The 25,239-nt window shown below is 60.1% G+C and carries 23 protein-coding genes; 22 read left to right on the top strand and 1 reads right to left on the bottom strand.

Annotated features, from left to right (window positions below):
- Positions 1–60: 60 nt before the first annotated feature.
- The 21 genes from ACXADQ_RS16355 to ACXADQ_RS16255 all read left to right on the top strand — a co-directional run bounded on the left by ACXADQ_RS16355 (position 61) and on the right by ACXADQ_RS16255 (position 20,689).
- Positions 61–549 carry a hypothetical protein gene (locus ACXADQ_RS16355; protein WP_475323254.1) on the top strand — a complete coding sequence of 163 codons (489 nt, stop codon included), beginning with the start codon at positions 61–63 and terminating at the stop codon, positions 547–549.
- Positions 549–2,243, top strand: coding sequence for a terminase large subunit (locus tag ACXADQ_RS16350; RefSeq protein WP_475323251.1), 1,695 nt, complete (start codon positions 549–551; stop codon positions 2,241–2,243). Before ACXADQ_RS16355 ends, ACXADQ_RS16350 begins: the two co-directional genes overlap by 1 nt.
- Positions 2,240–3,469 (top strand): phage portal protein, encoded by a 1,230-nt coding sequence (locus ACXADQ_RS16345; RefSeq protein ID WP_475323248.1) that lies wholly within the window; start codon positions 2,240–2,242, stop codon positions 3,467–3,469. The genes ACXADQ_RS16350 and ACXADQ_RS16345 overlap by 4 nt, the downstream gene beginning before the upstream one ends.
- The gene (locus tag ACXADQ_RS16340; protein WP_475323243.1) at positions 3,466–4,305 is read left to right on the top strand and encodes a head maturation protease, ClpP-related; all 840 of its coding nucleotides are present in this window, start codon (positions 3,466–3,468) and stop codon (positions 4,303–4,305) included. The genes ACXADQ_RS16345 and ACXADQ_RS16340 overlap by 4 nt, the downstream gene beginning before the upstream one ends.
- A 12-nt stretch (positions 4,306–4,317) precedes the next feature.
- Positions 4,318–5,619 carry a phage major capsid protein gene (locus ACXADQ_RS16335; protein ID WP_475323239.1) on the top strand — a complete coding sequence of 434 codons (1,302 nt, stop codon included), beginning with the start codon at positions 4,318–4,320 and terminating at the stop codon, positions 5,617–5,619.
- A 61-nt stretch (positions 5,620–5,680) separates the two neighbouring features.
- Entirely contained in the window at positions 5,681–5,977 is a 297-nt protein-coding gene (locus ACXADQ_RS16330) for a hypothetical protein (RefSeq protein WP_475323236.1), read from the top strand.
- Positions 5,974–6,252 (top strand): head-tail connector protein, encoded by a 279-nt coding sequence (locus tag ACXADQ_RS16325; RefSeq protein WP_475323234.1) that lies wholly within the window; start codon positions 5,974–5,976, stop codon positions 6,250–6,252. Before ACXADQ_RS16330 ends, ACXADQ_RS16325 begins: the two co-directional genes overlap by 4 nt.
- Positions 6,252–6,602 (top strand): phage head completion protein, encoded by a 351-nt coding sequence (locus tag ACXADQ_RS16320; protein ID WP_475323232.1) that lies wholly within the window; start codon positions 6,252–6,254, stop codon positions 6,600–6,602. The genes ACXADQ_RS16325 and ACXADQ_RS16320 overlap by 1 nt, the downstream gene beginning before the upstream one ends.
- Complete coding sequence (locus tag ACXADQ_RS16315; protein ID WP_475323229.1) at positions 6,602–7,015, top strand: DUF3168 domain-containing protein; 414 nt, start codon at positions 6,602–6,604, stop codon at positions 7,013–7,015. Before ACXADQ_RS16320 ends, ACXADQ_RS16315 begins: the two co-directional genes overlap by 1 nt.
- 2 nt (positions 7,016–7,017) lie before the next feature.
- Complete coding sequence (locus ACXADQ_RS16310) at positions 7,018–7,458, top strand: hypothetical protein (protein ID WP_475323227.1); 441 nt, start codon at positions 7,018–7,020, stop codon at positions 7,456–7,458.
- Between the two features lie 77 nt (positions 7,459–7,535).
- A complete protein-coding gene (locus tag ACXADQ_RS16305) occupies positions 7,536–7,994 on the top strand; it encodes a phage tail tube protein (RefSeq protein ID WP_475323224.1) in 459 nt (152 codons plus the stop codon).
- Entirely contained in the window at positions 7,994–8,377 is a 384-nt protein-coding gene (locus ACXADQ_RS16300; RefSeq protein WP_475323222.1) for a gene transfer agent family protein, read from the top strand. Before ACXADQ_RS16305 ends, ACXADQ_RS16300 begins: the two co-directional genes overlap by 1 nt.
- Before the next feature lie 124 nt (positions 8,378–8,501).
- Positions 8,502–10,850 carry a hypothetical protein gene (locus ACXADQ_RS16295; protein ID WP_475323220.1) on the top strand — a complete coding sequence of 783 codons (2,349 nt, stop codon included), beginning with the start codon at positions 8,502–8,504 and terminating at the stop codon, positions 10,848–10,850.
- Positions 10,851–11,603, top strand: a complete 753-nt coding sequence (locus tag ACXADQ_RS16290; RefSeq protein ID WP_475323218.1) for a hypothetical protein — start codon at positions 10,851–10,853, stop codon at positions 11,601–11,603.
- Positions 11,594–12,184, top strand: coding sequence for a hypothetical protein (locus tag ACXADQ_RS16285; protein WP_475323215.1), 591 nt, complete (start codon positions 11,594–11,596; stop codon positions 12,182–12,184). Before ACXADQ_RS16290 ends, ACXADQ_RS16285 begins: the two co-directional genes overlap by 10 nt.
- Positions 12,181–12,576 (top strand): DUF6950 family protein, encoded by a 396-nt coding sequence (locus tag ACXADQ_RS16280; RefSeq protein WP_475323211.1) that lies wholly within the window; start codon positions 12,181–12,183, stop codon positions 12,574–12,576. Before ACXADQ_RS16285 ends, ACXADQ_RS16280 begins: the two co-directional genes overlap by 4 nt.
- Positions 12,564–14,732 carry a phage tail protein gene (locus ACXADQ_RS16275; protein ID WP_475323207.1) on the top strand — a complete coding sequence of 723 codons (2,169 nt, stop codon included), beginning with the start codon at positions 12,564–12,566 and terminating at the stop codon, positions 14,730–14,732. The genes ACXADQ_RS16280 and ACXADQ_RS16275 overlap by 13 nt, the downstream gene beginning before the upstream one ends.
- A gap of 60 nt (positions 14,733–14,792) precedes the next feature.
- The gene (locus ACXADQ_RS16270; protein ID WP_475323203.1) at positions 14,793–19,202 is read left to right on the top strand and encodes a hypothetical protein; all 4,410 of its coding nucleotides are present in this window, start codon (positions 14,793–14,795) and stop codon (positions 19,200–19,202) included.
- 69 nt (positions 19,203–19,271) lie between these two features.
- Complete coding sequence (locus tag ACXADQ_RS16265; protein ID WP_475323201.1) at positions 19,272–19,610, top strand: hypothetical protein; 339 nt, start codon at positions 19,272–19,274, stop codon at positions 19,608–19,610.
- A 90-nt stretch (positions 19,611–19,700) separates the two neighbouring features.
- A complete protein-coding gene (locus ACXADQ_RS16260; protein ID WP_475323199.1) occupies positions 19,701–20,345 on the top strand; it encodes an N-acetylmuramoyl-L-alanine amidase in 645 nt (214 codons plus the stop codon).
- Positions 20,342–20,689, top strand: a complete 348-nt coding sequence (locus ACXADQ_RS16255; protein WP_475323197.1) for a bacteriophage spanin2 family protein — start codon at positions 20,342–20,344, stop codon at positions 20,687–20,689. The genes ACXADQ_RS16260 and ACXADQ_RS16255 overlap by 4 nt, the downstream gene beginning before the upstream one ends.
- A 63-nt stretch (positions 20,690–20,752) precedes the next feature.
- On the opposite strand, the gene ACXADQ_RS16250 is transcribed toward ACXADQ_RS16255, so the two are convergent.
- Positions 20,753–21,883 carry a calcium-binding protein gene (locus tag ACXADQ_RS16250; RefSeq protein WP_475323194.1) on the bottom strand — a complete coding sequence of 377 codons (1,131 nt, stop codon included), beginning with the start codon at positions 21,881–21,883 and terminating at the stop codon, positions 20,753–20,755.
- An 87-nt stretch (positions 21,884–21,970) separates the two neighbouring features.
- Here ACXADQ_RS16250 and ACXADQ_RS16245 point away from each other — a divergent pair, with 87 nt between their 5' ends.
- The gene (locus ACXADQ_RS16245) at positions 21,971–25,102 is read left to right on the top strand and encodes a calcium-binding protein (protein WP_475323192.1); all 3,132 of its coding nucleotides are present in this window, start codon (positions 21,971–21,973) and stop codon (positions 25,100–25,102) included.
- The last annotated feature ends 137 nt before the right edge of the window (positions 25,103–25,239 follow it).

Genomic DNA, 25,239 nt, shown 5'->3' with positions numbered 1-25,239 from the left:
CAAAAGTCCAGAAGCCTGCGAGCCTAGACCCGCCCCCCTCCTAGTTAGGGATTTTTTTTCATGGCCCGAGAATTTGACCTCTTCGGTGAACCGATCCCGGAGAACAAAGGCAAGCCCGGTGCGAACGGGCACGTGGCCACGTCAGAAAATGTCAACAAAGTCAGGATGTTAGTCCTGTCGCGTTGGACATCGGCGCAGATTGCCGAAGAATTGGGGATCACGGTTCCCACTCTGAACAAGCATTATTTTAAAAACAGCTCGATCAAGCGCGCCCGCAAGACCGTGTTGAGCGAAGTGAAGGGCCGGGTTCTGTTGCAGCTCGACAAGGAAGCCAGCGCCGGAAATGTCTCGGCGCTGAAGGAACTGTTCAAGATCCTGGAGCGCGAGCAGCTGGCCGATCTGAGCGCTGACATGACCAGCCCGGCCAAGGGCAAGGCGCCGAAGCCGAAATTGGGCAAGAAACAGCAGCGCATGATTGACGCGGCCGAACCCGATGACCAATGGGGATTTCTGCCCTCGGCGGCTGATCAGCAAGAGCGCCCGAACTAGTGCCGTTTGATCTGTCCTGTCCCGATTGGTGGGACAAACTGCAAGCGGGCGAGACGCCGATCCCGGATCTGCCGTTGGATGAAAACAAGGCCAGTGTCGCGGTGCGCGTCTTTGATCAGCTGCGCCTGCCAGATGTCGTCGGCCAGCCGCGGTTCGGCGAGGTTGGCGGGCAATGGTTCCGCGATATCGTGGGCACGCTGTTTGGCTGCGTGGAAGAAGATAGCGGGATCCGGGCGATCAGCGAGCTGTTCCTGCTGATCCCCAAGAAGAACTCGAAAACGACGAACAGCGCGGCGCTGGGGATCGTCTGGCTGCTGCTGAACGAGATCCCGAACGCAGGTGGAGTCATCCTGGGTCCGACCCAGAAAATTGCGGCTAAGAGTTTTACTCAGGCCCAAGGCATGATCAACGCGGACGCCAAGCTACAAAAGCTGCTGCATGTGCAGGAGCATCGCAGCCGGATCGTGCATGTGCTGACGGGGGCGGTGCTGGAGATCAAGACCTTCGACATGAAGGTGGTGACCGGGGATATTCCTGTCTTTGTTCTGATCGACGAGCTGCACCTGCTGTCGACTGTGTCCTATGCGACCAAGGTCATTGGCCAGTTGCGGGGCGGTATGGTCAAGGATGGATCGTTGTTGGTGTTCATCACCACGCAGTCAACCGAGGAACCAGCGGGTGTGTTTCGGGCCGAGCTGAACCTGGCGCGCTCCATACGGAATGGGGATGTGGATTCCGAAGGCATCCTGGCGGTGCTTTACGAATTCCCCGAGGCGGTCCAGCGGAACAAGTCGGAACCCTACCGGGATCCGAAGATGTGGCCGCTGATCCTGCCCAACCTTGGGCTTTCGATCCATATCGAAAAGTTGCAACGCTTGCTGAGGTTGGCCGAGAGCAAGGGCAAGGAAGATGTCCAGCTTTGGATGTCGCAGCACCTGAACATCCAGATCGGCCTGGGCCTGCATTCCGATCGATGGATCGGGGCGGACTATTGGGAGGGCTGCGCAAACGAGACGCTTGACCTGGACGAACTGCTGGCCCGGTCCGAGGTTTGCGTGGCCGGCGTTGATGGCGGCGGTTTGGATGACCTTCTGGGGCTGGCCATTCTGGGGCGTTGCCGGGAAACCAAGAACTGGCTGCATTGGGGCAGGGCTTGGGTGCAGCCTGACGTGCTGAAGGCGCGCAAGGAAATCGCCGAACGGCTGCTGGACTTCGCCGAGCAAGGCGACCTGGTGATCTGCGAAAGCGCAGACGAGGATATCGAGGGCGTGATCGAGGTGATCGAGAAGGTCCATGATGCGGGGCTGTTCCCCGAGGAATGGGCGATCGGCATGGACCCCGAAGGCGTGGCCGAGATCATCCAGGCGATGGAAGGGCTGGGGTTGGAGCCGGGTCGGGAAATCGTGCCGGTGTCGCAAGGTTACAAGCTGAACGCGGCCATCAACGGCCTGCCGCGCCTGTTGAAACGCGGCACGTTCGAACATGGCGCGCGTCCTCTGATGGCCTGGAGTGTCGGCAACGCCAAGACCGAGCTGCGGGGCAATGCGCGGGTTGTGACCAAACAACGCTCGGGCGTGGCTAAGATCGACCCGCTGATGGCGCTGTTTGATGCGGTCATGCTGATGAATAGGAACCCGGTGGCGGCTCAGAAGGATCTGAGCGGCTTCCTGAACAACCCGGTTATGGTGATATGAAGAAGCTATTCAGCGCTGCGATCCGTGGCATTCGCGCAGAACTGGCCGCCGGGGAATCTGGATGGGTCGTGGTGGATGGCGTTGATCTGTCTTTGTCGGATGTGGGCACCGTTGCAGATTCCGGTGCGCTGGTTTCGAACGAGACGATCATGAAGCTGTCGGCGGTCTGGGCCTGTGCCAGCGCCACCTCGCAACTGGTCGCAAGCCTGCCGTGCCACCTCTATGAGAAAACCAAGGATGGCAAGAAAAACCGGATCGACGCCGAGGCCGCGGACATCATGTTCGCCCAGCCCAACGCCATGCAGACCGGGGTGGAATTCTGGGAAGGCTTTACGGTTCAGCAGCTGTTGCGCGGCAATGCCTACGCCGAGAAACTGAAAATCGGGGCGCGGACGGTTGGCTATCGACCGCTTTTCAATGTGACCCCGCGGCGGGTCAGTGGCGCGTTCGAATATGTTGTGATCGAAAAGGGTAAGCGGCGGGTGCTGACGGCCGACCAGGTTTTGCACCTGCGCGGCTTCGGGGCGGGTAACGGGCTTGGCCTGAGTGTTGTTAAATACGGCGTTCAAAGCTTCGGCGCTGCGCTTTCGGCGGATCAGACCGCAGCCAAAGTATTTTCCAATGCGCTGATGCCTTCGGGCGTATTGGAGGCGGACCAGTCGCTGAGCCCCGAGCAGCGAACGCAGCTGCAAACCAACCTTGAGGCTTATGCCGGGTCCAGCCGAGCAGGCAAAACCATGGTGCTGGAGGCGGGCCTGAAATGGAACCAGGTGCAATGGGATCCCGAAGATGTGCAGTTGCTGGGCACCCGGCGCTTCCAGGTCGAAGATATCTGTCGCTGGTTCGGCACCCCGCCCGTGGTCATTGGTCATGCCAGCGAGGGGCAGACCATGTGGGGAACGGGGATTGAATCGATCATGCTGTCCTGGCTCCGGCTGGGGATCAATCCGATCCTGCGCCGGAACGAGGCGCGTCTGAACCTTGATGCCATCCCGCCCGAGCGCCGGGGCAAATGGTTCTACAAGTACAACCGAGAGGCCATGCTGGAGATGGACAGCAAGGCCAAAGCCGAATTCCTGAGCCGCATGGCGACCTCGGGCACCATGACCGCGAACGAGCGGCGCGAGAAACTGAACCTGCCCAGGCATGACGACCCACTGGCCGACGAGCTGCTGGCGCAGACGGCATTGGCGCCCCTGATCGATCTTCGAAAGGATGCAGAATGAAACGGAACCTTCCCAAGCTGGAAATCGGTGTGCGTCCCGGCGTTCAGTCCGATGTGACAATCGCCGCAGCAAAGCGCTGGGATCCTGATCTGCGCGCGGCGGCTGGCGAGGATGAGGCGACGATCTCAATCCTTGATCCGATTGGTGCGGATATGTGGGGCGATGGTGTGACAGCCAAACGCATCGGGGCTGCGCTGCGCGCGATCGGGGACCGCCCCGTGACAGTCTCGATCAACAGCCCTGGTGGTGATGTGTTCGAAGGGATCGCGATCTACAACCTGCTGCGTGAGCATTCTGGGGACGTGACGGTCAAGATCATCGGGCTGGCGGCAAGCGCGGCCTCGGTTATTGCCATGGCTGGCGACAAGGTGCTGATCGGCCGCTCCAGCTTCCTGATGATCCACAATTCCTGGGTGATAGCGATGGGCAACCGCAACGATCTGCGCGAGGTCGCGGACTGGCTGGAGCCTTTTGACGCGGCCATGGCTGATGTCTACCAGGTGCGCTCGGGGCTGGGGCTGGATGACATTGAGGCACGGATGGACGCCGAGACCTGGATCAATGGCGCCACGGCTGTCGATGACGGGTTCGCGGATGGGTTCCTGTCCTCGGACGATGTGGCCCACGGTGACGGGGATGATCCCAGCAGTTCGCTGCGCGCCGAAAAGAAATTCGACCTTCTGGCCAAGCGTGCCGGCCTTTCGCGGGCAGATGCGCGGGGGCTTTTGAAGGACCTGAAAGGGGGCACGCCAGCGGCTGCCCAACAGGGCGTCCAGGATGACGCCCAAATCGCGGGCCTACTGGATGATATCCGGGCCCTCACCAAAACCAACTGACGGAGAAAATCTATGAAACGTCATCTTCTGATGAGCGCTGCCCTGGCAGCGCATATGGCAACTGCGCCTGCTGCCCTGGCCAGCGTCCCGCGTGCGGATGCCTCGGGCCTGACCGCGAAGGCGCTGGAGGACATCAAGGCCAGCATCGCGACCATGCGCGATGATGTCATGAAACAGGCCGAGGCCGCCCTGAAAGAAGCCAAAGCATCTGGCGATGTTGGCGCCGAACTGAAAGCGCAGATCGACGCGCTGATGCCGAAGTTCAACGAGGCCAGCACCGCGCAGGCCAAGCTGGAGGGCCAGCTGGAGGCGCTGGAAACCCGCGCGCTGGGGATGGAACAGATCATCGCCCAGGGTGGTGGCGGAGCGCAGCAACAGATGACGGTCGGCCAACATGTGGCAGAAAGCGACGAACTGAAGGCTTACCTGGCCAACGGTATGAACGGTACGGCCAAGATCACCTTGAACGCGGCCGTGACCTCGGCGGATGGATCGGGTGGCGGCCTGATCTGGGAAGACCGCGACACGGCCGTCGACATGCCGCGCCGCACTCTGAAAATCCGGGATCTGCTGACGGTGATCAACACCGGTTCGGATCTGGTCAAATATACCAAGCAGGTCACGCGCACGCATCAGGGCGGCATGACCGCAGAAGGGGCGGCGCCCACCGCGTCCGAGTTTGGCTGGACCAAGGCCGAGGCTGCGATCCGCAAGATTGTCGCCCTGACACATGGATCGGACGAGGCTTTCGCGGATGCCGCTCAACTGATGGGGTTGCTGAATACCGAACTGCGCTACGAGGTTGAACTGGTCGAAGAAACCCAGCTGCTGTCCGGCAACAACACCGGTGAAAACCTGAACGGTATGATGACCTGGGCGACGGCCTTTGCGGCGCAAGCAGGTCTGCCCAATGCCACGCACACGGATCGTCTGCGTCTGGCCATGCTGCAGGTTGTTCTGAACGACTACGCTGCGGATGCCTTTGTGCTGAGCCCGATCGACTGGGCAGCGATCGAACTGACCAAGGACACAACCGGTCGCTATATCGTTGGTAGCGCAGAAGCGCCTGCCGGTCCCAGCCTGTGGCGCCTGCCTGTCGCTGAAAGCAACAGCATGACTGCTGGCAGTTGGTTGTGCGGTGCGTTCAAGATGGCGGCTACGCTCTATGACCGTCAGCAGACTGAGATTCTGATTTCGTCTGAGCACGGCACCAACTTCGTTGACGGTATGAAAACCATCAAGGCAACCAAGCGTCAGGCCCTGGCCGAACGGCGCGCCGCCTCGCTGGTCACCGGCAACTTCACCTTCGCCTGATCGTAGTGCGACCTATCCGGGGCGGGCGACTGCCCCGGATATTCAACTGATGGAGGCTGAAATGGCTGCAAAAAAATTCGTGCGTATGTTGCGCACACAAACCGGGGATCACGGAACGCATCATGCGGGAGTGATCTACCAAGTCGAACCCAAGAACGAAAAAACCTTCGATCTCTATATTGAGCGCAAGTTTGCCGAGCCGGTCAGCGCCAAGGCTCTGAAAAAAATCGTCGATGATGCCGCGCAGGCTAACGGGAATTCCGGGCCGAAGAAAGCCGAACCACCGGCTGCGCCCACCAAAGAGGATCCGAAGAAAGATGATCCTGCCGCCACGCCTGCCAAGGATGAATCGAAGTGACCAGTGGAGTCGATCTCGCGCGGGTGAAAGAGCATGTGCAAGTCACGTTCGATGACGATGACGCGTTGTTGTCTGCTTATCTCACGGCGGCCGAGGGGCACGTGGCAAACTACACCCGCCGAGATCTCGATACCGAGTTCCCCGGCGACTGGCCGAACCCGATGCAAGTCGCTGTGCTGCTGATCGCCGGTCAATTTTACAATGATCGGTCCGAGGCGTCAGTCTTTCCGGGGGTCGCCCTGATGCTGCTGGCCCCGTATCGGGAGTTTACCTAATGCCCGCTCCGTTGCCGTATACGGTGACATTCTGGCGCCCCGGTGAGGCGGTCGATGGTCACGGCGGGTTCGAGGCCGTTGACGCGCAGGTGCATTCGGCCCGCGCCCGGTTGATCTACAAATCGGGCACCGAGGGCGTGTCGGCCGGTGCCGAAACCGCCCGCGGCGTGATCAAGGTCAAGCTGCGCAGCTGCATTGCCGCCCGTTCTCTGCTGGCGTCTGACTACATGCGCGATGCTGCGGGACGGCGCTATAACATCCGGGCGGTGGACCCGGTGACGGATCCCGCCTTTGTCTGGCTCGATGTGGAGTTTGGCGTGGCCGACAAAACCAGCGGGGTAAATCCCTGATGTCTCAATCTCTTGCGCTTCAGGATGGGGTGATCGCGCTGCTAAAGGCAGATCCGACCTTGGTGGGTTTGATTGGGGGCCGCGTCTATGACGAACCGCCCAAGAACCCTGAGTTTCCCTATATCGATCTGGGGCCCAGTGACTTCCGGCCGGGTCGTGCGGATGAGCTGCTGTTCCGGGTCGATACGCTGCAGATCGATGTCTGGTGCGAAACGGGTGGCAAGAAATGGCCCTGCCGCCAGATCGTGGACGCGGTCTATGCGGCTTTGGATGGAATTCGGCCCGATCTGGCTGCGCCCTACGCCTGTACGCGCCTGGACGTTGTGCTGGCCCGCGTGAGTGATGATCCTGATCCGGCCAAGGTTCACGGCATCATCCAGATCGAGGCCGGGATCGAAACCGTGGGGGGCTGAGCGTGGTGAAAGGGCGGGCCGCGCTGCATCAGCGTCTGCAGCGGATCCCCGAAAATATCCGCCGCGCAGCCATGGACAAGATGGAGCAAGAGGCGTCCCGGATCGTCGCCCATATGCGCAACCTGAATGACCATCCGGCGGTCATCATCGATTGGGCCTGGGGCGATGCGCCCACCGGTGCCCTGGCGCTTTCCAGCAAGGCCATCGGCAAACTGACGATCACGATCTATGCCACCGCCAAAACCAGCGACTACCCGCAAGGCTTCCCCGCGCTTGCGCGGTGGGCCGAGTTCGGCACGGCCGAACGCTACCAGAAAACCACCGGGCGCTATGTCGGGAAGATCCCGGCAAGCCCCTATTTCTATCCCGGCTGGCGTTCCAACCGGGATCGCACCAAATCCGCAATCAAGCGGGTCATCACCAAGGCATGGAAGGCTTCCTGACGGGGCCTGCCGACCACCGGCCCTTTGGCCATAACCCTCGGGCGGGTTGCCCGAATTACTGAACAGGAGTGAGCACGATGCCCAAGCCGACTTTGGCCGATTTCCAGGATCTGGTTCTGGAGGTGGAATGGGTGCCCGACAGCGGGACCTATTCGAAATTCTGCGCGATGGAGCAGGTGACGATCAACCGCAACAAGCAGGTCGATCAGCCCGAGGTTCCCGCGGATTGTGACGATGAAAGCCTGCCCTACGTCACCCGCGCGAATACCCGCGCCCGGTCGTTCTCGATCAGCGGGACCGGGTATTGGAACGCGCAAAGCCACGGGCTGGCGATGGATTGGTTCAACGGAACTCCTGACGAAAAGCTGCGGGTGCGGATCACCCACGCCAAGGCCGAAGTCGGGACCCCCGAGTACGAAACCGGCCTGGGTGTTCTGTCGGTTCTGAACAACGATAAGCGGAAAGGTCAGCAAGTCAGCGCCGAAATCACGATCACGATCGATGGCGATCTGGTCACTACCGATAAGGCTGCCTGATGCTAGTGAAGGACCTGAAATGGATCGGGGGCGAGCATCGCTTTACCCTCTTTCTTGGGGAGCTGCGCGCCTTGCAAGAGGCGACCAATGCAGGCCCCGAGGAACTGTTGAACCGCATTCGCTTTGGGAACTGGCGGGTGGACGACCTCGGCGACACGATCCGCCAGGGCCTGATCGGTGGGGGGATGAACCCCGAAGATGCTCGACGCTTGGTTGCGGGTCTGCTGGATCGGCATCCCTTGCTGGTGTTCAAGCCCACGGCGATCGAGGTGCTGCTTTCGGCCCTGTCTGGGCCGGAGGAAGACAAGCCGGGAAAGTCGGCGGGGGCGGACGAGAGCGCCCCGGAAAGTGGCGCTGGAGCGACATCTACCGAACCGGCGTAACGCTCGGACTGCCGCCCAGCGAGGTCGATCGGCTTTCGCTTTGGCAATTTCTGGTACTGGTGAACGGAAACGAACCCGAGGATCGCAGCGATTGGCTGCGCGAATTGGGCATTGAGGGCTTTTGATGTCTCAGAATTCGAAGGGTGACGGTCTGGATCTTGAGCTGTCTGTGACCGAAGAAGCTGTTCTAAAGCAGCTTGTCCGTCTGGAAAACCGCATGAACAAGGCGGCGGTAAAGATGGAGAAGAACTGGAACAAGCATTCGCGCCAATCCATGCGCCAGGTCGAGCGGATGAATCGCGGCATCGAGGCAAGCTTTGATCGCAGCATGGCGCGGGTCGGGGCCTCGATGAAAACCTACATTGGCGGCGCCGTGGGGGCGGTGCTGGCCGGTGGGATTGGCGAGATCGCAACGCGGGCCCGCGATGTCGTGCGCGGGATTGCCGAGATCGGTGACCAGGCAAAACGCTCTGGCGTGGATGCCGAGGCCTTCCAGGAATGGAAATACGTGGCCGAGCAGAACCGGATCGGCTTGGATCAGATGATCGACGGCCTGAAGGAGTTGAACCTGCGGGCTGATGAATTCGTGGTCACAGGCAAAGGAGCAGCTGCCGAGGCGTTCGAGCGTCTGGGCTATACTGGGGCGGCGCTCAGTGCGGCGCTGAAGGACCCGTCCGAGCTGTTGTTGGACATCATCGGGCGTCTGGAAAATATGGACGATGCCGCGCAGATCCGCATCGCTGACGAGGTGTTCGGCGGATCCGCGGGCGAGCGTTTCGTGGAGTTGATCGCCCAGGGTGAACAGGGCCTGCGCCAAGCTGTGTTGCGCGCTCATGAGGTTGGGGCGATTATGGATCAGGAAATGATCCAAAAGGCGGATGAGCTGGATCGAAAATTCAATGACATAGGGACCTCAATCAAGAGAGTCGGAAAGGAGGCGGTCGTCGCCGTGGCTGAAGTCATCGCGGCCTATGGCGAGGGGGGTAAAGAAATCACGGCGGCGTTCTCTGGTATTGGGGGCAGCATGGCCAATCAGGCTGGCGCATTGACTGGGGACGCATCTGTGGCCGAAGCGCTGTCCGAAAATGGAGGTGCGGCCGCAAAGGCGGCCAAACATGTTGATGTTTTGGCCCAAACCAATGATCGATTGGTTGACAGCGCTGCCGATCTTCGGAACGAGTTGCTGCTCGTGGTGGAGATTCTGGATCTGGTGGGTGATCATCAAGCGGCGGATGCGTTGGATGATGTAATTGACCTGCTTGAGGCAATAGCGCGCGAGGCTGCGACAGGTAAGGGGGACGCAAAAGGTCTGCGAGACAGGTTGCGTGAGGCCGGTGTCGCCGCGGATGGAGCCTTAAAGAAGATTGAAGATATAGATGGTATTTCACTGGACAATGCTAAGAAGCAGGTTGGTGGAATTCTTGGGCTATTGGACCGGGCTGCAAGTGCAGCGGCAAGTATAAAGAAAGCCGCGCTCGGTGGAGGGAAAACAGTATTTGGCGATATGCCATCTCCGCCATTGCCCCCGCTGCCTGCAGAGCTACAGGGCCTCGCGCCGACCGTATCACTTAGACCAAAGGCAGCCCCGCCCATGTTGGGCGAAGGGGGCCCAATCTCGGTGGGCGGTGGTGCGGGTAGACGCAGCTTCGCGGACGACCTCAAGGATCTGCAACACGAGATCGCGGCGCTGGAGGCAGAGGCCGCGGCGCTGCAGCTGGTCGCCGTGGCAGGCAAGGACTACGCGCGCTCTATCGATTTTGCCAGAAAGCGGGCCGAGTTGCTGGTCGCGGCTCAGCGCGCTGGCAAAGATATCACGCCCGAGCTAACAGAACAGGTTGACCGGCTGGCCGGGGCCTATGTCGAGGCCGCCCACGGGGCCGAGCTGGCCTCGGATCGGCTAGAGCGCATGCAAGAGAACGCGCAGCGCGGCGCCGATGCGATGACGGACCTGTTCATGGGCATAATGGGTGGTTCGGATTCGGCCAAATCCGCCCTTTCCAGCCTGTTGTTGCAAATCGCACGGTTGCAGGCGCAACGCGCGTTCAGCAGCTTTGCAAGTTCCAGTTCCGGTGGTGGCCTGATGAACTGGCTTGGTGGGCTGCTAAGCTTTGAGGGCGGGGGGGATACGGGGGCCGGCGCGCGCGCGGGTGGCTTGGATGGCAAGGGTGGCTTCCTAGCCATGGTGCACCCCAATGAGCGCATTTTTGACATGAAATCCCCCAACCTGAACATGGGCGGTTCGGCGGCCGGGGCGGGCATCGCCCAGGCGGTGGGCAACAGCCACATGGAATTGTTCATCAGTCTCGACGGGGCCAATGGTGATCAGGCAGTCTACCAACTCGCCCAGGAAGCGGTGGTTCAGGGGATCCGGCAGGCCATGCCGGGCATCCACCAGAGGGCCGTTCAGGGCGCTGTCGTGGCCGTTGAACGCTCGATGTCAAAAACCAAGACCTTTGGGAACCGGATGATCTGAATGGTACATGTGATTGCATGGCCGCCGCTTGGGCTGCATGGCTACGAAAACACGATCGATGCGCCGATCTCGCTCTCCCGGTCGGTCCTGACTGGTAGACGGTATGCCAGCGCGGCCCAAACCGCCCGGCGCGTGGCGACGGCCATCACATCGGGGATCGGTCCGGATGGTGGTGGCGCGGGTTATATCGAGATGCTGAAGCGTCAACTTGGGGGCGGCATCAACCTGGTGCGCCTGGCGCTTTGTTCGCCAAATTACCGGGGGGATGTACGCGGGCTCGGGCTTCTACGCGGCGAGCGCCCGATGGACTGGACGTATGGTGGCAGCTCGCTGAACTGGACCAATGGTGGCTCGGGGATGGATTGGGTCGTGGGTGCGCCTGTGTCGGGTACGGCGGGCATCCTGGAGGGCATGCCGGTCCTCTATTGTACGGGTCTGCCCAAGAACCGGCGGATCGCCTGGCCGTCCGAGGTGGTCCGGGTGGTTGATGAGGCCGAGGCCGCTCATACGGCGCGCGTGATGCGCGTTGCGACCTCCGATGCAACGGGCATGGCGGTTTTGTACCTGGACGCAGCCTTGCCCGATGGCGCCGTGCTGATCGGGTTCCGCGAAAGCGTGGTCTATGAGGTTGAGAACGCCAACGCCTTGCGGGCGGTTCAACAGATGCGCGGGGACTGGACCTATACGTTCCAGCTGCGCGAGGTCTTTGAAGATGAGACTGACGGCTTTGTGGAGGTGGACCCATGGCATTGACGCGCGGAATTGAACAGGCCACCTATGACGCTCTGATGGTCGACGGCTTTCACCCGGTGCTGATGGTGCATGTGGATTGGCCTGACGGCGCGGTCTTCGCCCATAGCGGCAAGGGGACGATCAACTGGGGTGGGCAGAACTGGCTGGGGGTCGGCCCGTTCGGTGGTGGCAAGATCCCGTCCGAGGCCATGGGCGGTGCTGTCCCGACCGAGGCCAGCCTGTATGTTCTGGGCACGATCGAAGACATTCTTGGGCAGATCGACCAGCCTGCGCGCAATCGCGACGTTCAGATTTATCTGGCGCTGGTCACCGAGCGCGCAGGCAGTGTGCTGATCGGCGAGCCGGTCGAGCTGATGTCGGGCTATATCGACGCCAATGAACTGGACTATCGCGAGGAGGGCGAGGGGCTGGTCCCGGCCTTCACCTTGGTCATCAACAGTGGCCCGTGTGTGCGCATGGCGCTTTCAGCGACCCATTCCGACGAGGACCAGCAGGCCGCTTTTCCCGGTGACACGATCATGCGTCACGCCGCTCTGTCCGAGCTGGCCCGGGTCAACCCACCCACGTGGCCCGCCGCGTGACACCACAAACCATCGTGGCCGCTGCCGAGGTCGTTCTGACCGCGCCGCCGCCGCGCGGCTGGCTGGACTGTGCGCTGGCCGTGGATCTGATCGTTTGTCGCGCGGGCGGGCGCAGCCCGATGGGCCTGGCCGTCTCGCAATACCAGACGCCCAGGCAGGCGCTGCGCCGGATCCGCAGGGCGGGGGGCTGGGAACAGAACTTTGCCGCCACCGTGGCGGCGCAGGGCTATCGTCCTGGCGCAGTTGTGACTGGGGCGGTCGGCTATGTCCGCAACCCCGGCGCGGTGTTCGGCTTTGCCTGTGCGGTCTGCGTGCAGCCCGGCGCATGGATTGTGCCGGCGGAAACTGGATACACGATTGCAAGGGATGCTTTGGGCGCATGGTTGCACTGATTTCGGCGCTTGGTCCCGCGATGGCGGGGCAAACGACCCTGTTCGGCGTATCGCTGACGGCAGCGGGTGGCGGTCTGACCTTTGCCGGGGCGCTTGTCAATCTGGCCGGGTCGGAATTGCTCAATTCCGCAGCGCGGGCGCTTTCGCGGAGCGGTGGCTCGCAACAGCAGCTGGCCGAGCTCTCGCTGCCTTCGTCGCTGCCCTTGAAGCGGTTTGTCTATGGCCAGACCCGTGCAGTCGGAACGCCCCTGGCGCAGCGCGTGGTGGGGGATAAACTGTATGTATGCTGGCTGTTCAACAGTCGCGAAAGCGAGGGTTCGTTCGACCTGTTGCTGGACAAGCGCCGTGTACCGCTGTCGGGCGATCCCTATGATTTTGCCGAGGCGGGGGCCTCGGCCAGCAACAGCCCCTTTGTCGATCACCTGACCGTCTGGATCGGGCGCGGGGATCAGACCCAGCCGCCATCGGCGATCCTTGCGGCGGCCCCTTGGGCGGTCGCGGATCCGCAGCTGTTCAAGGAAAGCGATGCAGGCCGGGGCTGCACCGTGGTCTGGGCTGTCATGGCTGCGGGCGACGGCGGTCAGCGCAATGATCGCTGGCCCAACAGCCCGCCCTATGCCGAACTGGAGGGCAAATTCTCCAAGGTCTGGGACCCGCGCGACGGTGCGCAGGATGCGGATGACCCCGCGACCTGGACCTGGTCGGACAATCACCGGCTTTGCGTGTTGGATGCGCTGCGTCAGAACCCTGTGCGCCCGTTTCAGGCGCGCAACCTGAACCTGTCGCAATGGGAGGTGGCGGCAGACAAGGCGGACGAGCTGGTCAGCCTCAAATCCGGCGGTTCAGAGGCGCGGTATCGCGCGCATGGGACCCTGATCTTCAACGGGTCCGAGCTGGAGGATCTTCTGGCCCCGATGATGCTGGCCGGTGCGGCGGATTTCGTGCGCACGGGTGGGCGCCTGGGGGTCACAACGGGTGTCTGGGACGGGGTGGCCTACACGCTGGACGATTTGCTGGACTACATGACCTGTTCCAGCCTGAAGCGTGGCGAGGACCTGCCAACGCAGATCCGTGCCACCTATGTCAGTGCCGCGCGTGAGTACGAATCCGCTGAACTGCCGGTCTGGGATATACCCGGTGCGCAGGAGGCGGATGGGGGTGTGCCTTCTGTTGTCACCTATGATCTGGAATGGGCCGGTTCCGCGACGCAGGCGCAGCGGTGCCGCAAGATACTGGGGATGAAGGCGCGACGGCAGCGAACCCTTGGCGGTGTGGCGCCCCCGGCGGCATTTCGGTGCATCGCAGGCTCGGTCGCGCAGGTCAGCTTGCCCAGCCCCTTCAGCACGCGTGACGGAACCTATGAGGTGACCAGCATTCACCCTGCACTGGACCCGGTGGGAGGCTCGGGCGTGGCTATGCGCTGCCCGATCGAGATGATCGAGACCTCGCCCGCGATCTTTGAATGGGACCCCGAGGTCGATGAAATGGACATCGAGGACCCGGTCTATGACGCCAGCCGGGGCGGGGTTGCGCCGCCTGGCGCGATTACGATCACCAGCGGCGCTGGCGTGGATCTGGATACGGGTGGCAGCATCGTGCCGCGTCTGCGCTTTGCTTTTGACCCATCCACGTCCAGCGGTGTCGAGTTCTATGCCTGGGATTGGGCGCTTGGGGCTGAGGGCTATGCCGCCGGGGGCAGCATTGACGCGGCTTTGCGCGATGAAAACGATCAGGTCTTTGGCTACCTGCCCGCCGCTGGGATCGACATTGCCCACAGCATCCGGGTGCGCGCGGTGGCGCAATCCGGGGCTTCGGATTGGGTGGAAATCACGGGCGTATATTACGGCCTGAATTTGAGCGGAGTCACGGGTGTCGCGGGAACGGGCGAGGCCTCGTTTGACGGCACGGCCCCTGATACCAGCGTCTTGCAAGGCGTCCAGGTCTACCGCGCCGAGGCGGGCGAAGGATTCGAAGACGCGGTCGCCGTCACCGAGGTAATCGCCTGCACCGCCGGGGCGGCGTTCTCGATCACAGCGGGCGATCCGGGTGGTGGGAATCCGCTGCCATCAGGTCCGGCCAGTTTCTGGGTCGTGGCCGTCGCACAGACTGGCGCAGCGGGGACGCCAAGCGGGCCGATTACGCTGACAATCGTCTAACTTTGGGCCGTCCAGTTGGGCGGCTTTTTTATTGCAGTCAACAACGACAGGAGGCCCGATATGAAGGGGTCTAAAATTAGCCTGCCGGTCACCGGCGTGAACCCAAAGACCGGGTCCTGGACCGAGGCCGAACGCCAGATCAATGTGGCGCTGGACAGCAAGGCCAATGATGGCCAGATCGACGGGATTCATTCACTGGTCGATGCGGCGCAGCTGGCGGCAATCTCTGCGGCGTCCTCGGTGGTGTCCAGCGCGGTTGAAGGTCTGGCGGCGACTGCCGATGGTGACACTTTCGTGGTGGTGGCTGACAGTGGTGTTGATGTCTACCGCAATGATGGTGGAGTTGCTGCTTTTGTCGGGTCTCTGCAATCGCTGACGGCCTTGGGAGCGATGGGCTGGGTGTCCTTTGGTGCGACCGAGCCGTTGAGCACCCGCAAGGTGCGCGTCGGACCGGGCTGGTACGCCCCCGAGGCCATCGTGATCGGTATGACGGGCCAGTCCAATGCAGGTGAGAACGCAGGCCAGACCGGGGGCGATCTGTCCACCCACCCGGATGTTTTCGCCTGGGATCATGTTGCTGGAGAAATCGTTCCCGCGCAGCTGGGGGCGGAACCCTTTGCAACCGCTGGCCAGATCGCGTCCGTGGCCTTTTCCTGGGCCAAGCGTCTGGCAACGGAATTGCGCCGCCCTGTGCTGATCGTGAACGAGCCGGTGGGTGGCTCCGGTCTGGCCACGCACCTGCCCGGCGGCGAGAACTTCACCACCTTTGATGCGGCGATGACGGCGGCGCTGGCGGCTGCATCCGGCGCGCTGGTGGCGGACAAAGATACGGCTGATTTCATCGGGATGGTCCATGGCGAGGACTGGTCGGATCTGGGGCCTCTCTACACCATCAGCGAGGAACGGTTCGGCGAATTGATCGAAGGCTGGCGAGCGCAAAGCTGGTGTGATGCGCGCACCGGGCTGATCTTTGGCGAGGTGATGCGTGAGGCCGATGGTGGCACCGCTCACCGGGCGAACCGGGAATGGGCGCGGCTGGTGGCCTCGGGCTGCTATGACAACCTGCGCCTGGTCAGCGCGGCCGGTCTGGAGCTGCAGGGCGACGGTATTCACGCCACGGGTCTGGGAATCGACGAATACGGGCGGCGCTTCGCGGATGTCTCGTTGGGTCATGACCCCGGCATTCGATCGGATGCACTGCACTATGCGGGGCTTGGTCAGGCCGCCACGATCATTGATGGCGAGTTGTATCATCTCGCCGCCGAGATGCCGTTCGATCCGACCACGGGGGACGCGGATACGGTCACTATCGGCAGCGTGGTGGGCGGCGCGCCTGTGGTGTTCGATCTGGACGGGGTGCAGACCAAGACGGCCACGGATGAGATCACCAAGGCAGTCAGCCTTGTGGTTGAACAGCCTGCCGCGCGGCTGAAGGTCTGGCTACCAGCTTTTGCGGGGGAGGATCAGCCCTATACGTTGGCCGTGAACAATGCTGATCCCACCGGCCAGATCAGGGGGCTGACCCTGGGTCCGAAAGCGCCGCTGTCGCAAATCTACATCGCGGGTCATACAGAGTTCAGCGGGTTGGTCGAGCCGCGCCTGTGGCCACGGACCCTGACCACTTTCCGTCTGCAAAAAGCGCCCAAAGCGGACTTTTCGAAGTTCGTGGCCGAGGATATGCCGGCGGGGCTGACCTTGCTAAATTTTGATGATTGTTTCCTACCCGAGCACGTCCGCGCGGATATCACCGCGGTCAATGCGGCGCGCGGGGGCGCCATTGACGTGCAATCGCTGGGCCGCACCGCCGGGTCCACCCAGCAGCACGCTTTTGCCAGCGTCACGGACCTGACGGACGCCATTGGCGATGGGTTTGATGTGGCGGAATGCTCAATCATTCATCTGCGCAAGGATGACTGGGTCTATCAGGTTCAGCGGGACGCCACGGCACCCGTTATACCCGGTATCGCGCCTGCGGGATACCGCCTGATCACGCGCGATTTCCCCAGCCGCGAGCTGGCCAGCGCCGCATTGCAGGCAGACTGGCGCCTGCCGGATGGGGAAATCATCGCCGCCGGTGGCCTGAACTACGCGTTCAACAGCGCGGCGGGCGATCCGGTACATGCAATGCCGGGTGTCGAACCGTCAGGAGAAGCCGAGTGCCCGCATTTTGGGCTGTCTGGCGACGGAGAGACGGATGACACCATGCGCCTGGCCGAGGCGTTCGCGTGGTCGAAAGCATCTGGCAAGACGGTGCATGGTCGGCTTGGTGACACCTACAACATCACCAGCAAAATCACCCACACAGGCACGGTCAAGTTTGATGGGCGTGGCGCTGCGGTGCGCAAGTCCACGAATGGTGGCACGTTTGTTTTTACTCCAGAAATAGAAAGCTACGACCTGGCGGAGGATTACGTCGCGGGGAGCACCAACCTCCCTGTCGTGGACACGGGGACGGCATTGCGGCCCGGTCAGGTGATCATGGTCGTCTCCGATGCGAACGAGCCCGGTCAGCGCGACAAGGGGAGCGCGACCACACAGTATCGCAAGGCGCGCTACGCCTTTGTGGGCCGGGGCAGCACCACGACCAACGTGGTGCTCTCCCGACCTCTCGATAAGATCAGAGGCGTACACCCAGCGGTAAGCGCGGGGGATGAGGCTCTGGTTGAGGCGTTCACCACGGCATTTAACGCACGCATTATCGTGCCCGATATGAGTGCTGAGTTTGCTTTCAAGAACGTCCACGCCTGGTACGACGATGGCCATGCGGCTGGCCAAGGGGGCGCTCTGTGGACCGGGACTTTCTTGAAAATCGGACCTTACTCCCATGGGCTGGTCGAAAACCTGCGCCAGACGCGTGGCTATGACGCCATGATTTCGAATATCGGTACATACAACCTGACGCTCCGTGAGTGTCACGCCGAACATCTGGCCAATGATCCCGAAAACGACCAACATGGCTACGGCGTCTCGGACACTGGACTGGCCACACACATTTACGGCCTGACCGGGATTGATAACCGGCACGTATACACGACCAACAGCGTTCGTATCGCAGTTGGCGAAACAGACCTGTTGAAAGTAGCTGGCGCTGCGAACACGCGAGGCGCACGGGTGTATGGGTTCTATGGTGAAGGTGGCGAGAACGCCCCGCTCGACACGCACCAAGGATGTGAGGACATAATCTTCTTCTCCCCCTACGTGGCGGGTGCGTCCGGCAAGGCCGCGGCTTTCCGGGGGGATGTTACCGTCCATAAGCTGCAGGTGCGCAACTGCAAGTACGGTGTGATGTGCTTTACGGAATATCAGAGCGGGGACGCTGATGAGGACTTTTTCACAAACAGCAAGCGCCGAGAGGACATGACAAAGGTGGAGCTTACCGATCCCGACATCGAATGCGAAGGCCCGCCTTTTGACTTTTCCAACGCCACCCTCGAGGTAAACGGAACCGCGCGGATCAAGGCCGCAACGCACAGGCTCTTTGGTGATGTTGTTGAGGGCGCAGCAGGTCGAAGCAAGGGCAAACTGATCTGGGGCGCTAGCGGCACGTTCGAAGCGTCCGACTTCGACGGCGCTTTACCCCTTGAAGCCTTCGATGACACGGGCGTGTTCGATCTCGATGAACCTCAGGTGGTTGTGAAGAACGCAGCAGGGTTCCCGAAGACCGAAGTGACAATCCTTGACGGTGTGGACTTCACAATCGACGTTGCAGCGGCGACCGCCACAGCGGTGCGGGGCTTTAACTGTGGCGATACTGCAACCGATACCGCAGTAGAGAACCGGGGCACGTTGCGGATCAAGCTGCCGTCGGACGGCGTTCTGTTCGGCCCGGAAGGCGAGTTCAGCGGGTCGGGTTTGTACCGGTTCGAACTGGACGGTGCCGCTGACAATGCGGTCAACCCAAACCTTGTCGGTCGCCGGGTCAATGTCGAGGCCGTCGATGGCTCGGTGCGCTGGTTCGCGCCACTGCCTTCGGGCGAAATGCAAACGCTGTATGTTGACGCGGTCGAAACCAACCTGGATCCGGGCGATACCGGCGCCGAGGTCGATGACGCCTATGTTCCCAAGGTGGTGCAGGTGGCCAATCATCTGGGAACGATCGGATCGGGCCGCATTCATTTGCGCCAGGTGTTCAAGAAGACGGGCAGCAATGCCTCAGCCAACTTGAAATGGGATACGTTCGGAAGCTATCAGGACCAGTTTGATATGCCAGCGGGCGACGCAGTTTGCCGGTTTGACGCGGAAATCATCATCCAAAGCAACACCAGTTACACGACGATCGTGGACTGGAAATCCTCGGACGGGACGGGCACTGCGGCCGACATGAACCGCCAGAAGGTTCTTTCCGATACCCATGCGGGCCTGGACGCCGCCACTGGCGCGATCATGAACCTCGATCCTACCATTCACGCCGCAGACACCGTCGCCTCGGTGCTTTTTGAGCTGAAGGTGTCTGAGGGCGGGTTCTTCTGAAGCAACAAAAAACTGAATCGTTAACCGAACCGGGCGCTGCCCGGTTTTTCTATGTGTGAAGGATCGAACATGAACAGGGAAGATTTCCTCCACTGGCTTGGCACAGACGCGGGCCGCGCCGCAATTGCAGGAGCTTTGGGCGGCATTGTCCGCTGGATCACCCTGCGCGAACGCCCGCGTGAGGCCTTGGGGAGCCTGATCGTCGGCAGCATCTGTGCGATTTTCCTCGGCCCTTTGGTCGAACCGATGATGTCGCCCGTGATTGGCAAGATCGCGCCAAACGGCGACAGCGCCGGGTTTGCAAGTTTCGTGGTTGGTCTGGGCGGGATCTCCATCGCGTCTTTCGTCATTGAAATCTTCCGCGCGCGTCAGCGCGGTCAGCGGGGGCAGGCCGATGACAAAGCGTGAGGCCATGAAGGCAACGGCCAAAAAAGAGGCGCGAGTTTGGGCAGTCGGTTTGATCGCCCTTTTTCTTTTCCTGATCTGGAGTGCAGTTCAATGAAATATTCCTCACGCGACTTGCAAGCCCGCCTGGCGGCGCTTGGGTTTCACCCTGGGCCGATTGACGGCATTCGGGGGCGGCGCACCCGCGCGGCCCTGAATGAGGCGATGTATGATCGTGTCGTGACCGATCCGCGCCATTTGTTCCACATTTCTGGGCTGCACCGGATTCACTGGCACTGGACCGCTGGGGCCTATGGCGAGATTCAGCTTGAGCTGGACCATTACAATATCCTGATCGACCAGGGGGGCGCCGAAGTCGCCGGCACATTCCCGCCCCTGGCCCAGGTAAATTACGCCCCCGGCCTTGCTGCATCCCACACCTTGAATGCGAACACCGGGGCCATTGGCTTGGCCGTGGACTGCATGGCTGGGGCGCGCGAACGCCCGTTTCGCTCGGGGCCGTACCCGATCACGCGCGATCAGATCGAGGCGCTGGCCACCACCACCGCGCGCCTTTGCAAGCAGTACGACATACCGGTCAGCCGCTGCTCCACCCTTAGCCACGCAGAGATCCAGCCGACGCTGGGCATCCCCCAGAAACAGAAATGGGACATCACCTGGCTGCCCGGCATGACCCGCCCCGGCGATCCGGTTGAAGTCGGTGATCGGCTGCGCGACATGGTGAGGGTGGCGATGTGAAGAGGGTGGGGCGCGCGCTGGCCTTGCTGATGGCCCTTGGTGCCTGCAGCGGCATTCCGGCCTACCTGACGGGCGGCGGCCCCAATGTGGCCGCGAATGTGCAGGCCGGACAGATCAACACCCAGACGCTGGGCAAGAGCGAGACCACAACGCAGAAGCTCGTCCGCCCCGAGGCCGACAAAATCCACCAGTCCGCCGATCGCAACAAGGTGCAGGCGGACCACGTTCAAACTGTGGTGGTGCAGGAAGTCCCCGCCTGGCTGATCATAGCCTTTGCCGTGGCACTGTTCCTGGACAGCCCGCTTCGCTGGTGGGGGCAGATCAGGGCCGGGCTGCGGCGGTGAGGGAGGACGCGATACAAGAAAAGCCCTGCGCTGAAGCGGGGCAATGTCCCTTTGCGCAGCACCTCAGGTGATGAAAATATCATCGGCCGTCAAGATCGGGGCCCCCTCGAACACGGCCACATCAACCGCAACTCCCGCACCATCGCCATCCGCGTCATAGCGCAGCGTGGTGCCATCGAACAGGAACCGGTGATCGGCGGTTTGGGCCGTGTTCCCGAGGTGAAAGGCCGTGTCGTCCAGCACGCCAGCGGCCACATTGACCAACGCGCCTTTGATCACGATGCGGTCCTCTTGGGTCGCGAAATCCGTAATCAGATCCGCATGTTGCGCGCCAAGCGTATCGGTAAAGATAAAATCATCCGCCCCCGCGCCCCCCGTCAGTGTGTCGTTGCCGGTGCGGCCATTGAGGCTGTTGTCCGTCGCGTTGCCCACCACAAGGTTGTCGAGATTATTGCCGATCGCCGTTAGGCCATTGACGGCCTGACCATTCTTGCCGAGGACGTCTTGCAGAACAATATCCTCGATCCCGAGCATCAGCTTGAAGCTGTTGTGGGCGAGCACAGTGTCATGGCCGTTTTGCGCGGCATTCAAGGATTTTTGGCGGGCGTTGACACCCGGCTCCTCGGCTATGTCGGCTTTGTGGCGGAGGATGTAGGTGTCGTCTCCAAGACCGCCAACGAGCGAGTCGATGCCCCGTCCTCCGTCGAGAGTGTCATTCCCGTTGTCCCCAGAAATTTCATTTGCAAAGCTGTTTCCTGTTCCTTGAGACGAGAATCCAGAAAGCTTCAAGTTTTCAACCGCGCTTCCTTGTAGAGAAAAGTCAATTGAAGAGATAATCGTATCTCCGTTTCGTTCTGGTGCCCAGCGACTTCGCTCAACTACTATGTCGTTCGCATTGTCGACGAAATACCAGTCGTCACCTTGCCCTCCCATCATTAGGTCTGCACCGGCCCCTCCAACGAGCTGATCGGCCCCCAGCCCTCCTTTCAATGTATCATTTCCGCCTTCCCCAGCCAGAAATGCCCGCATACTGCCTGCTCCTCCACTGAGTATGTCAGCTCCCGCCAAGCCGTATATATCATTGTTTTGGTTGTCGAAACCTTCAATGACATCGGCACCTGAAGTGCCACGCCATTCGTAGAAAGTGAAAACACCTCCAATAGTTTTCAGCTCGACCGATATAGATTCTGACATTGATGGACTAGCCTCTAGGAAATTCAATTGAAATGGGTACTACTTGCTGTACATAGAGTAAATTTGCGTTTTGGAGTTTGTATTAGAATGACCGATATTACAATAGACATTTCACTTGGACATGATGCTGGAACCATTGAAGCTGCGCTGAGGGACGCGAGAGAAGGTGACAAAATTATTATCAAAAATGGCACCTATAAGATTGATCGAGCCCTTGTCGCAAAGTTTAGCGGAGTGACGATCGTAGGAGAAAGCCAAAGCGGAACAATTTTGGAAAGCAATGGTACAGTTGCTGCTCCTACCATCGCAGTTCTTTCTGAAAACGCTGTAAATTCTGGCAATCCTACTTTTTCCATGGGCGCGGCCATCAACAAAGACAGCAATGTCGTGCGTTTGTCGAGCATTACCTATTTCGAGGAAGGCAATGCGAAGACACTGGAAGCCAACGATACCCTATACATTTCCCGCCCCAACGACGGCTCCTACATCAGCGAAACGCACAGCGATACGCCGATGTTCTGGCAGGAGAGCGGGCATATCGGAGCTACCCCGCAACCTGGCTATCATCACGAAGAAGAAGATGCGCCGGGGGAAACTGGGTATGGAAAAGTAAATGAGGGCGAGAATTACTTTCCGTTAGGCGACAAGCTACGCGAATTCCACACTGAGATCGTACGTATAAACCCGGTCACTATCGAGGGCAGCACATACTATGATGTTGTGCTTGCTGACTATAGCCCGTATAAATTTGATGTCGGAGCTGAAGTCGTCCGTGCGTCTGATTTGATATCCGGCGTCACAATCTCTAACTTGAATTTCACATACGAAAACGTAGATCAGGACCTGTCCGCAGGCGGCATTCAGTATTTACCAGCTGATAACTATAGCAACGGTCCTGCCGCCGGTTGGCAAAGCACACCCACAATCGATCTCAATGGCACTCTGGGCGCCACCGTCAAAAATGTGACAATTACTTTGCCTGAATCCCACGGGTTGCGTGTAAGCCGTTCCTACGGCGCGAAACTGGAAAATGTCACTATTGAAGGTGCACAATCACGATCATCGGGCAATGGGTATCACTTTTTTCTTAGTGAATCGTTCAATACCACTGGGATTGGACTCAAAAGTTTAGACTACCTCACGCATGGCGGCGCGCGCCATTCTTTGTTGTTCGACTCAAACCACGCAGAGCACTACAATTATTTGCAGTTTGATACGGCGACTCGAGACATCAACTTTCATGGTAGCTTGGACTCGGGCAACTACGTCTTGGTTGGCACCGTTGACTACAGTAGCTTTCCGAGTGGTGGTTCCGCGCCAGGTGACCCAGAAAATCAACCATGGACAACATTTGAAGTGTCTGTTGCTGCGCAACATCCCTCCATGGCCAAAGATACAGACGATGAAAACAACAATTCCATCAGGGATTTGGTTGATCCGTTTCTGCCAGTGTCGGGTTTAGGGAGGGTTCGGTACAATGTTGTTGGTGTGGTTGGAAATTTCACCGGCTCGGTGAACAACGACAAAGTGCACGGGATGTTGTACGCAGATCTCGTGGACCTTTACCAGGTTCTTGTGGACCTTTACGAGGTTCTGGATGCAAGCGATCTCCCAGCGCTCGGAGCGAACTCTTTGAACGCGTCTGGCGGAGACGGCAACGATCTCATCTTTGGTGCGGATGGGGATGACACGATCAACGGCCAATCCGAGAATGACCAGCTTTTTGGAGGTGCAGGCGACGACAGTCTGATCGGTGGCAGTCAAAACGACACACTGTATGGCGAAGATGGAGCTGATACGTTGAAGGGAGGCAACGCCGCTGACACGCTTGACGGCGGAGCGGGTGGGGACCTCTTGGAAGGTGGCGGTGGCAACAACACCATGTTTGGGCGTGCTGGAAAGGACACGATCATAGGCACATCTGGGCGCGATTTCGTCGAAGGCGGTGACGATCAAGATTCCATCGAAGGCGCTGCAGGGGACGACACGATCAACGGCGGCGATCAGAACGATACAATTCACGGTGGCGACGGTAAGGACCAAATCCTTGGCGGCGCAAATGGAGACGTTCTTTACGGCGACGAAGGAGATGACACAATCTCCGGCAACAGCGGGAACGACAAGCTCTATGGTGGGTCCGGCAATGATATGTTGAACGGAGGTAGTGGTCGGGATTCCCTTTACGGCGATGAAGGTTCAGATGAGTTGAACGGTGGCAGCGGGTCGTCGGATGCTGTTATCTACGCCGACTCTTCCGAAGGCGTGAATGTCAACCTTTTCACTGGTGCAGCGGGGGCAGGAGGAGATGCCCAAGGCGATACCTACACCGGTATCGAGAATGTCTATGGTTCCGATAATGATGACACCATAACAGGAAGTACTGCGGACAATGGCCTTTTTGGTCTCGGGGGCAATGACCAGATGCATGGGGCCGACGGCAACGATACGCTTGATGGCGGCGATGGAGATGACAGTCTTCGTGGATTGAATTGGGATGATACTCTCATCGGCGGAATTGGCAATGACACCTTGGAAGGCGGCGCAGGAGGAGACTCTCTGAATGGGGGCGACGGTATTGATACGGTCGTATACTCTGCGTCGCCATCCGCCGTGTCAGTGGATTTGACAGCTGGCGTCGTAAACGGTGGTGACGCTACCGGTGACACGATCACGGGCATCGAAAACGTTCACGGATCTAGCCATGACGACACGATTTCAGGGAGCGCTGACGGCAACAACCTTTTGGGAGGCAATGGTCAAGACATCCTGTTAGGGCTGGGCGGAAACGATACTCTGATCGGCGGTATGAATGACGACTCTGTCAACGCAGGGAATGGAAATGACAGCATCGACGGAAACGAGGGAAATGACACCGTCAAAGGCGGAGGAGGGAACGACACCATAAAGGGCGGTGATGATGATGACACGCTTTATGGCAATTCAGGATCAGACATTTTCGTGTTTGACCCAGAATGGGGCAATGATCGCATCGAAGACTTCAGCGCCGGTGACACCGAGAAAATAGACTTCTCGGAGATTTCTGAAATTTCAAGCATGAGTGAATTGCTCACTCATTCAGCAGATGTTGGGAACGATGTTGTAATAACGGTAACCGTCAATACCGTTGACCACACAATCCTCCTTGCTGGGCTGGACTACAACAACTTCGGCGTGGGAGGGTCATTTGCATATTCAGAAAACGATTTCATATTCACTTGATCGCGGTTTGAGTGTCGGCATTTTCCAAATGCCGTAGGTCTCCTGCTACAGTATTGGTGCGAGGACAATTGCTTTCAAGCTTCGTAAGCAGCAAAAGACCGATTTGCGTGGGGTAGGCGAACCTTTAGATCCCCGCC

The organism is Thalassovita sp. ABM4_323 (genome assembly GCF_056158665.1).
This window is presented reverse-complemented; position numbering and strand designations above follow the sequence as displayed.

Excerpts from the sequence above, each read along its gene's own strand:
- ACXADQ_RS16355 (WP_475323254.1), top strand. The coding sequence starts at position 61 with ATGGCCCGAGAATTTGACCTCTTCGGTGAACCGATCCCGGAGAACAAA.
- ACXADQ_RS16345 (WP_475323248.1), top strand. The coding sequence starts at position 2,240 with ATGAAGAAGCTATTCAGCGCTGCGATCCGTGGCATTCGCGCAGAACTG.
- ACXADQ_RS16340 (WP_475323243.1), top strand. The coding sequence starts at position 3,466 with ATGAAACGGAACCTTCCCAAGCTGGAAATCGGTGTGCGTCCCGGCGTT.
- ACXADQ_RS16335 (WP_475323239.1), top strand. The coding sequence starts at position 4,318 with ATGAAACGTCATCTTCTGATGAGCGCTGCCCTGGCAGCGCATATGGCA.
- ACXADQ_RS16330 (WP_475323236.1), top strand. The coding sequence starts at position 5,681 with ATGGCTGCAAAAAAATTCGTGCGTATGTTGCGCACACAAACCGGGGAT.
- ACXADQ_RS16320 (WP_475323232.1), top strand. The coding sequence starts at position 6,252 with ATGCCCGCTCCGTTGCCGTATACGGTGACATTCTGGCGCCCCGGTGAG.
- ACXADQ_RS16315 (WP_475323229.1), top strand. The coding sequence starts at position 6,602 with ATGTCTCAATCTCTTGCGCTTCAGGATGGGGTGATCGCGCTGCTAAAG.
- ACXADQ_RS16305 (WP_475323224.1), top strand. The coding sequence starts at position 7,536 with ATGCCCAAGCCGACTTTGGCCGATTTCCAGGATCTGGTTCTGGAGGTG.
- ACXADQ_RS16300 (WP_475323222.1), top strand. The coding sequence starts at position 7,994 with ATGCTAGTGAAGGACCTGAAATGGATCGGGGGCGAGCATCGCTTTACC.
- ACXADQ_RS16295 (WP_475323220.1), top strand. The coding sequence starts at position 8,502 with ATGTCTCAGAATTCGAAGGGTGACGGTCTGGATCTTGAGCTGTCTGTG.
- ACXADQ_RS16290 (WP_475323218.1), top strand. The coding sequence starts at position 10,851 with ATGGTACATGTGATTGCATGGCCGCCGCTTGGGCTGCATGGCTACGAA.
- ACXADQ_RS16285 (WP_475323215.1), top strand. The coding sequence starts at position 11,594 with ATGGCATTGACGCGCGGAATTGAACAGGCCACCTATGACGCTCTGATG.
- ACXADQ_RS16275 (WP_475323207.1), top strand. The coding sequence starts at position 12,564 with ATGGTTGCACTGATTTCGGCGCTTGGTCCCGCGATGGCGGGGCAAACG.
- ACXADQ_RS16270 (WP_475323203.1), top strand. The coding sequence starts at position 14,793 with ATGAAGGGGTCTAAAATTAGCCTGCCGGTCACCGGCGTGAACCCAAAG.
- ACXADQ_RS16265 (WP_475323201.1), top strand. The coding sequence starts at position 19,272 with ATGAACAGGGAAGATTTCCTCCACTGGCTTGGCACAGACGCGGGCCGC.
- ACXADQ_RS16260 (WP_475323199.1), top strand. The coding sequence starts at position 19,701 with ATGAAATATTCCTCACGCGACTTGCAAGCCCGCCTGGCGGCGCTTGGG.
- ACXADQ_RS16250 (WP_475323194.1), bottom strand. The coding sequence starts at position 21,883 with ATGTCAGAATCTATATCGGTCGAGCTGAAAACTATTGGAGGTGTTTTC.
- ACXADQ_RS16245 (WP_475323192.1), top strand. The coding sequence starts at position 21,971 with ATGACCGATATTACAATAGACATTTCACTTGGACATGATGCTGGAACC.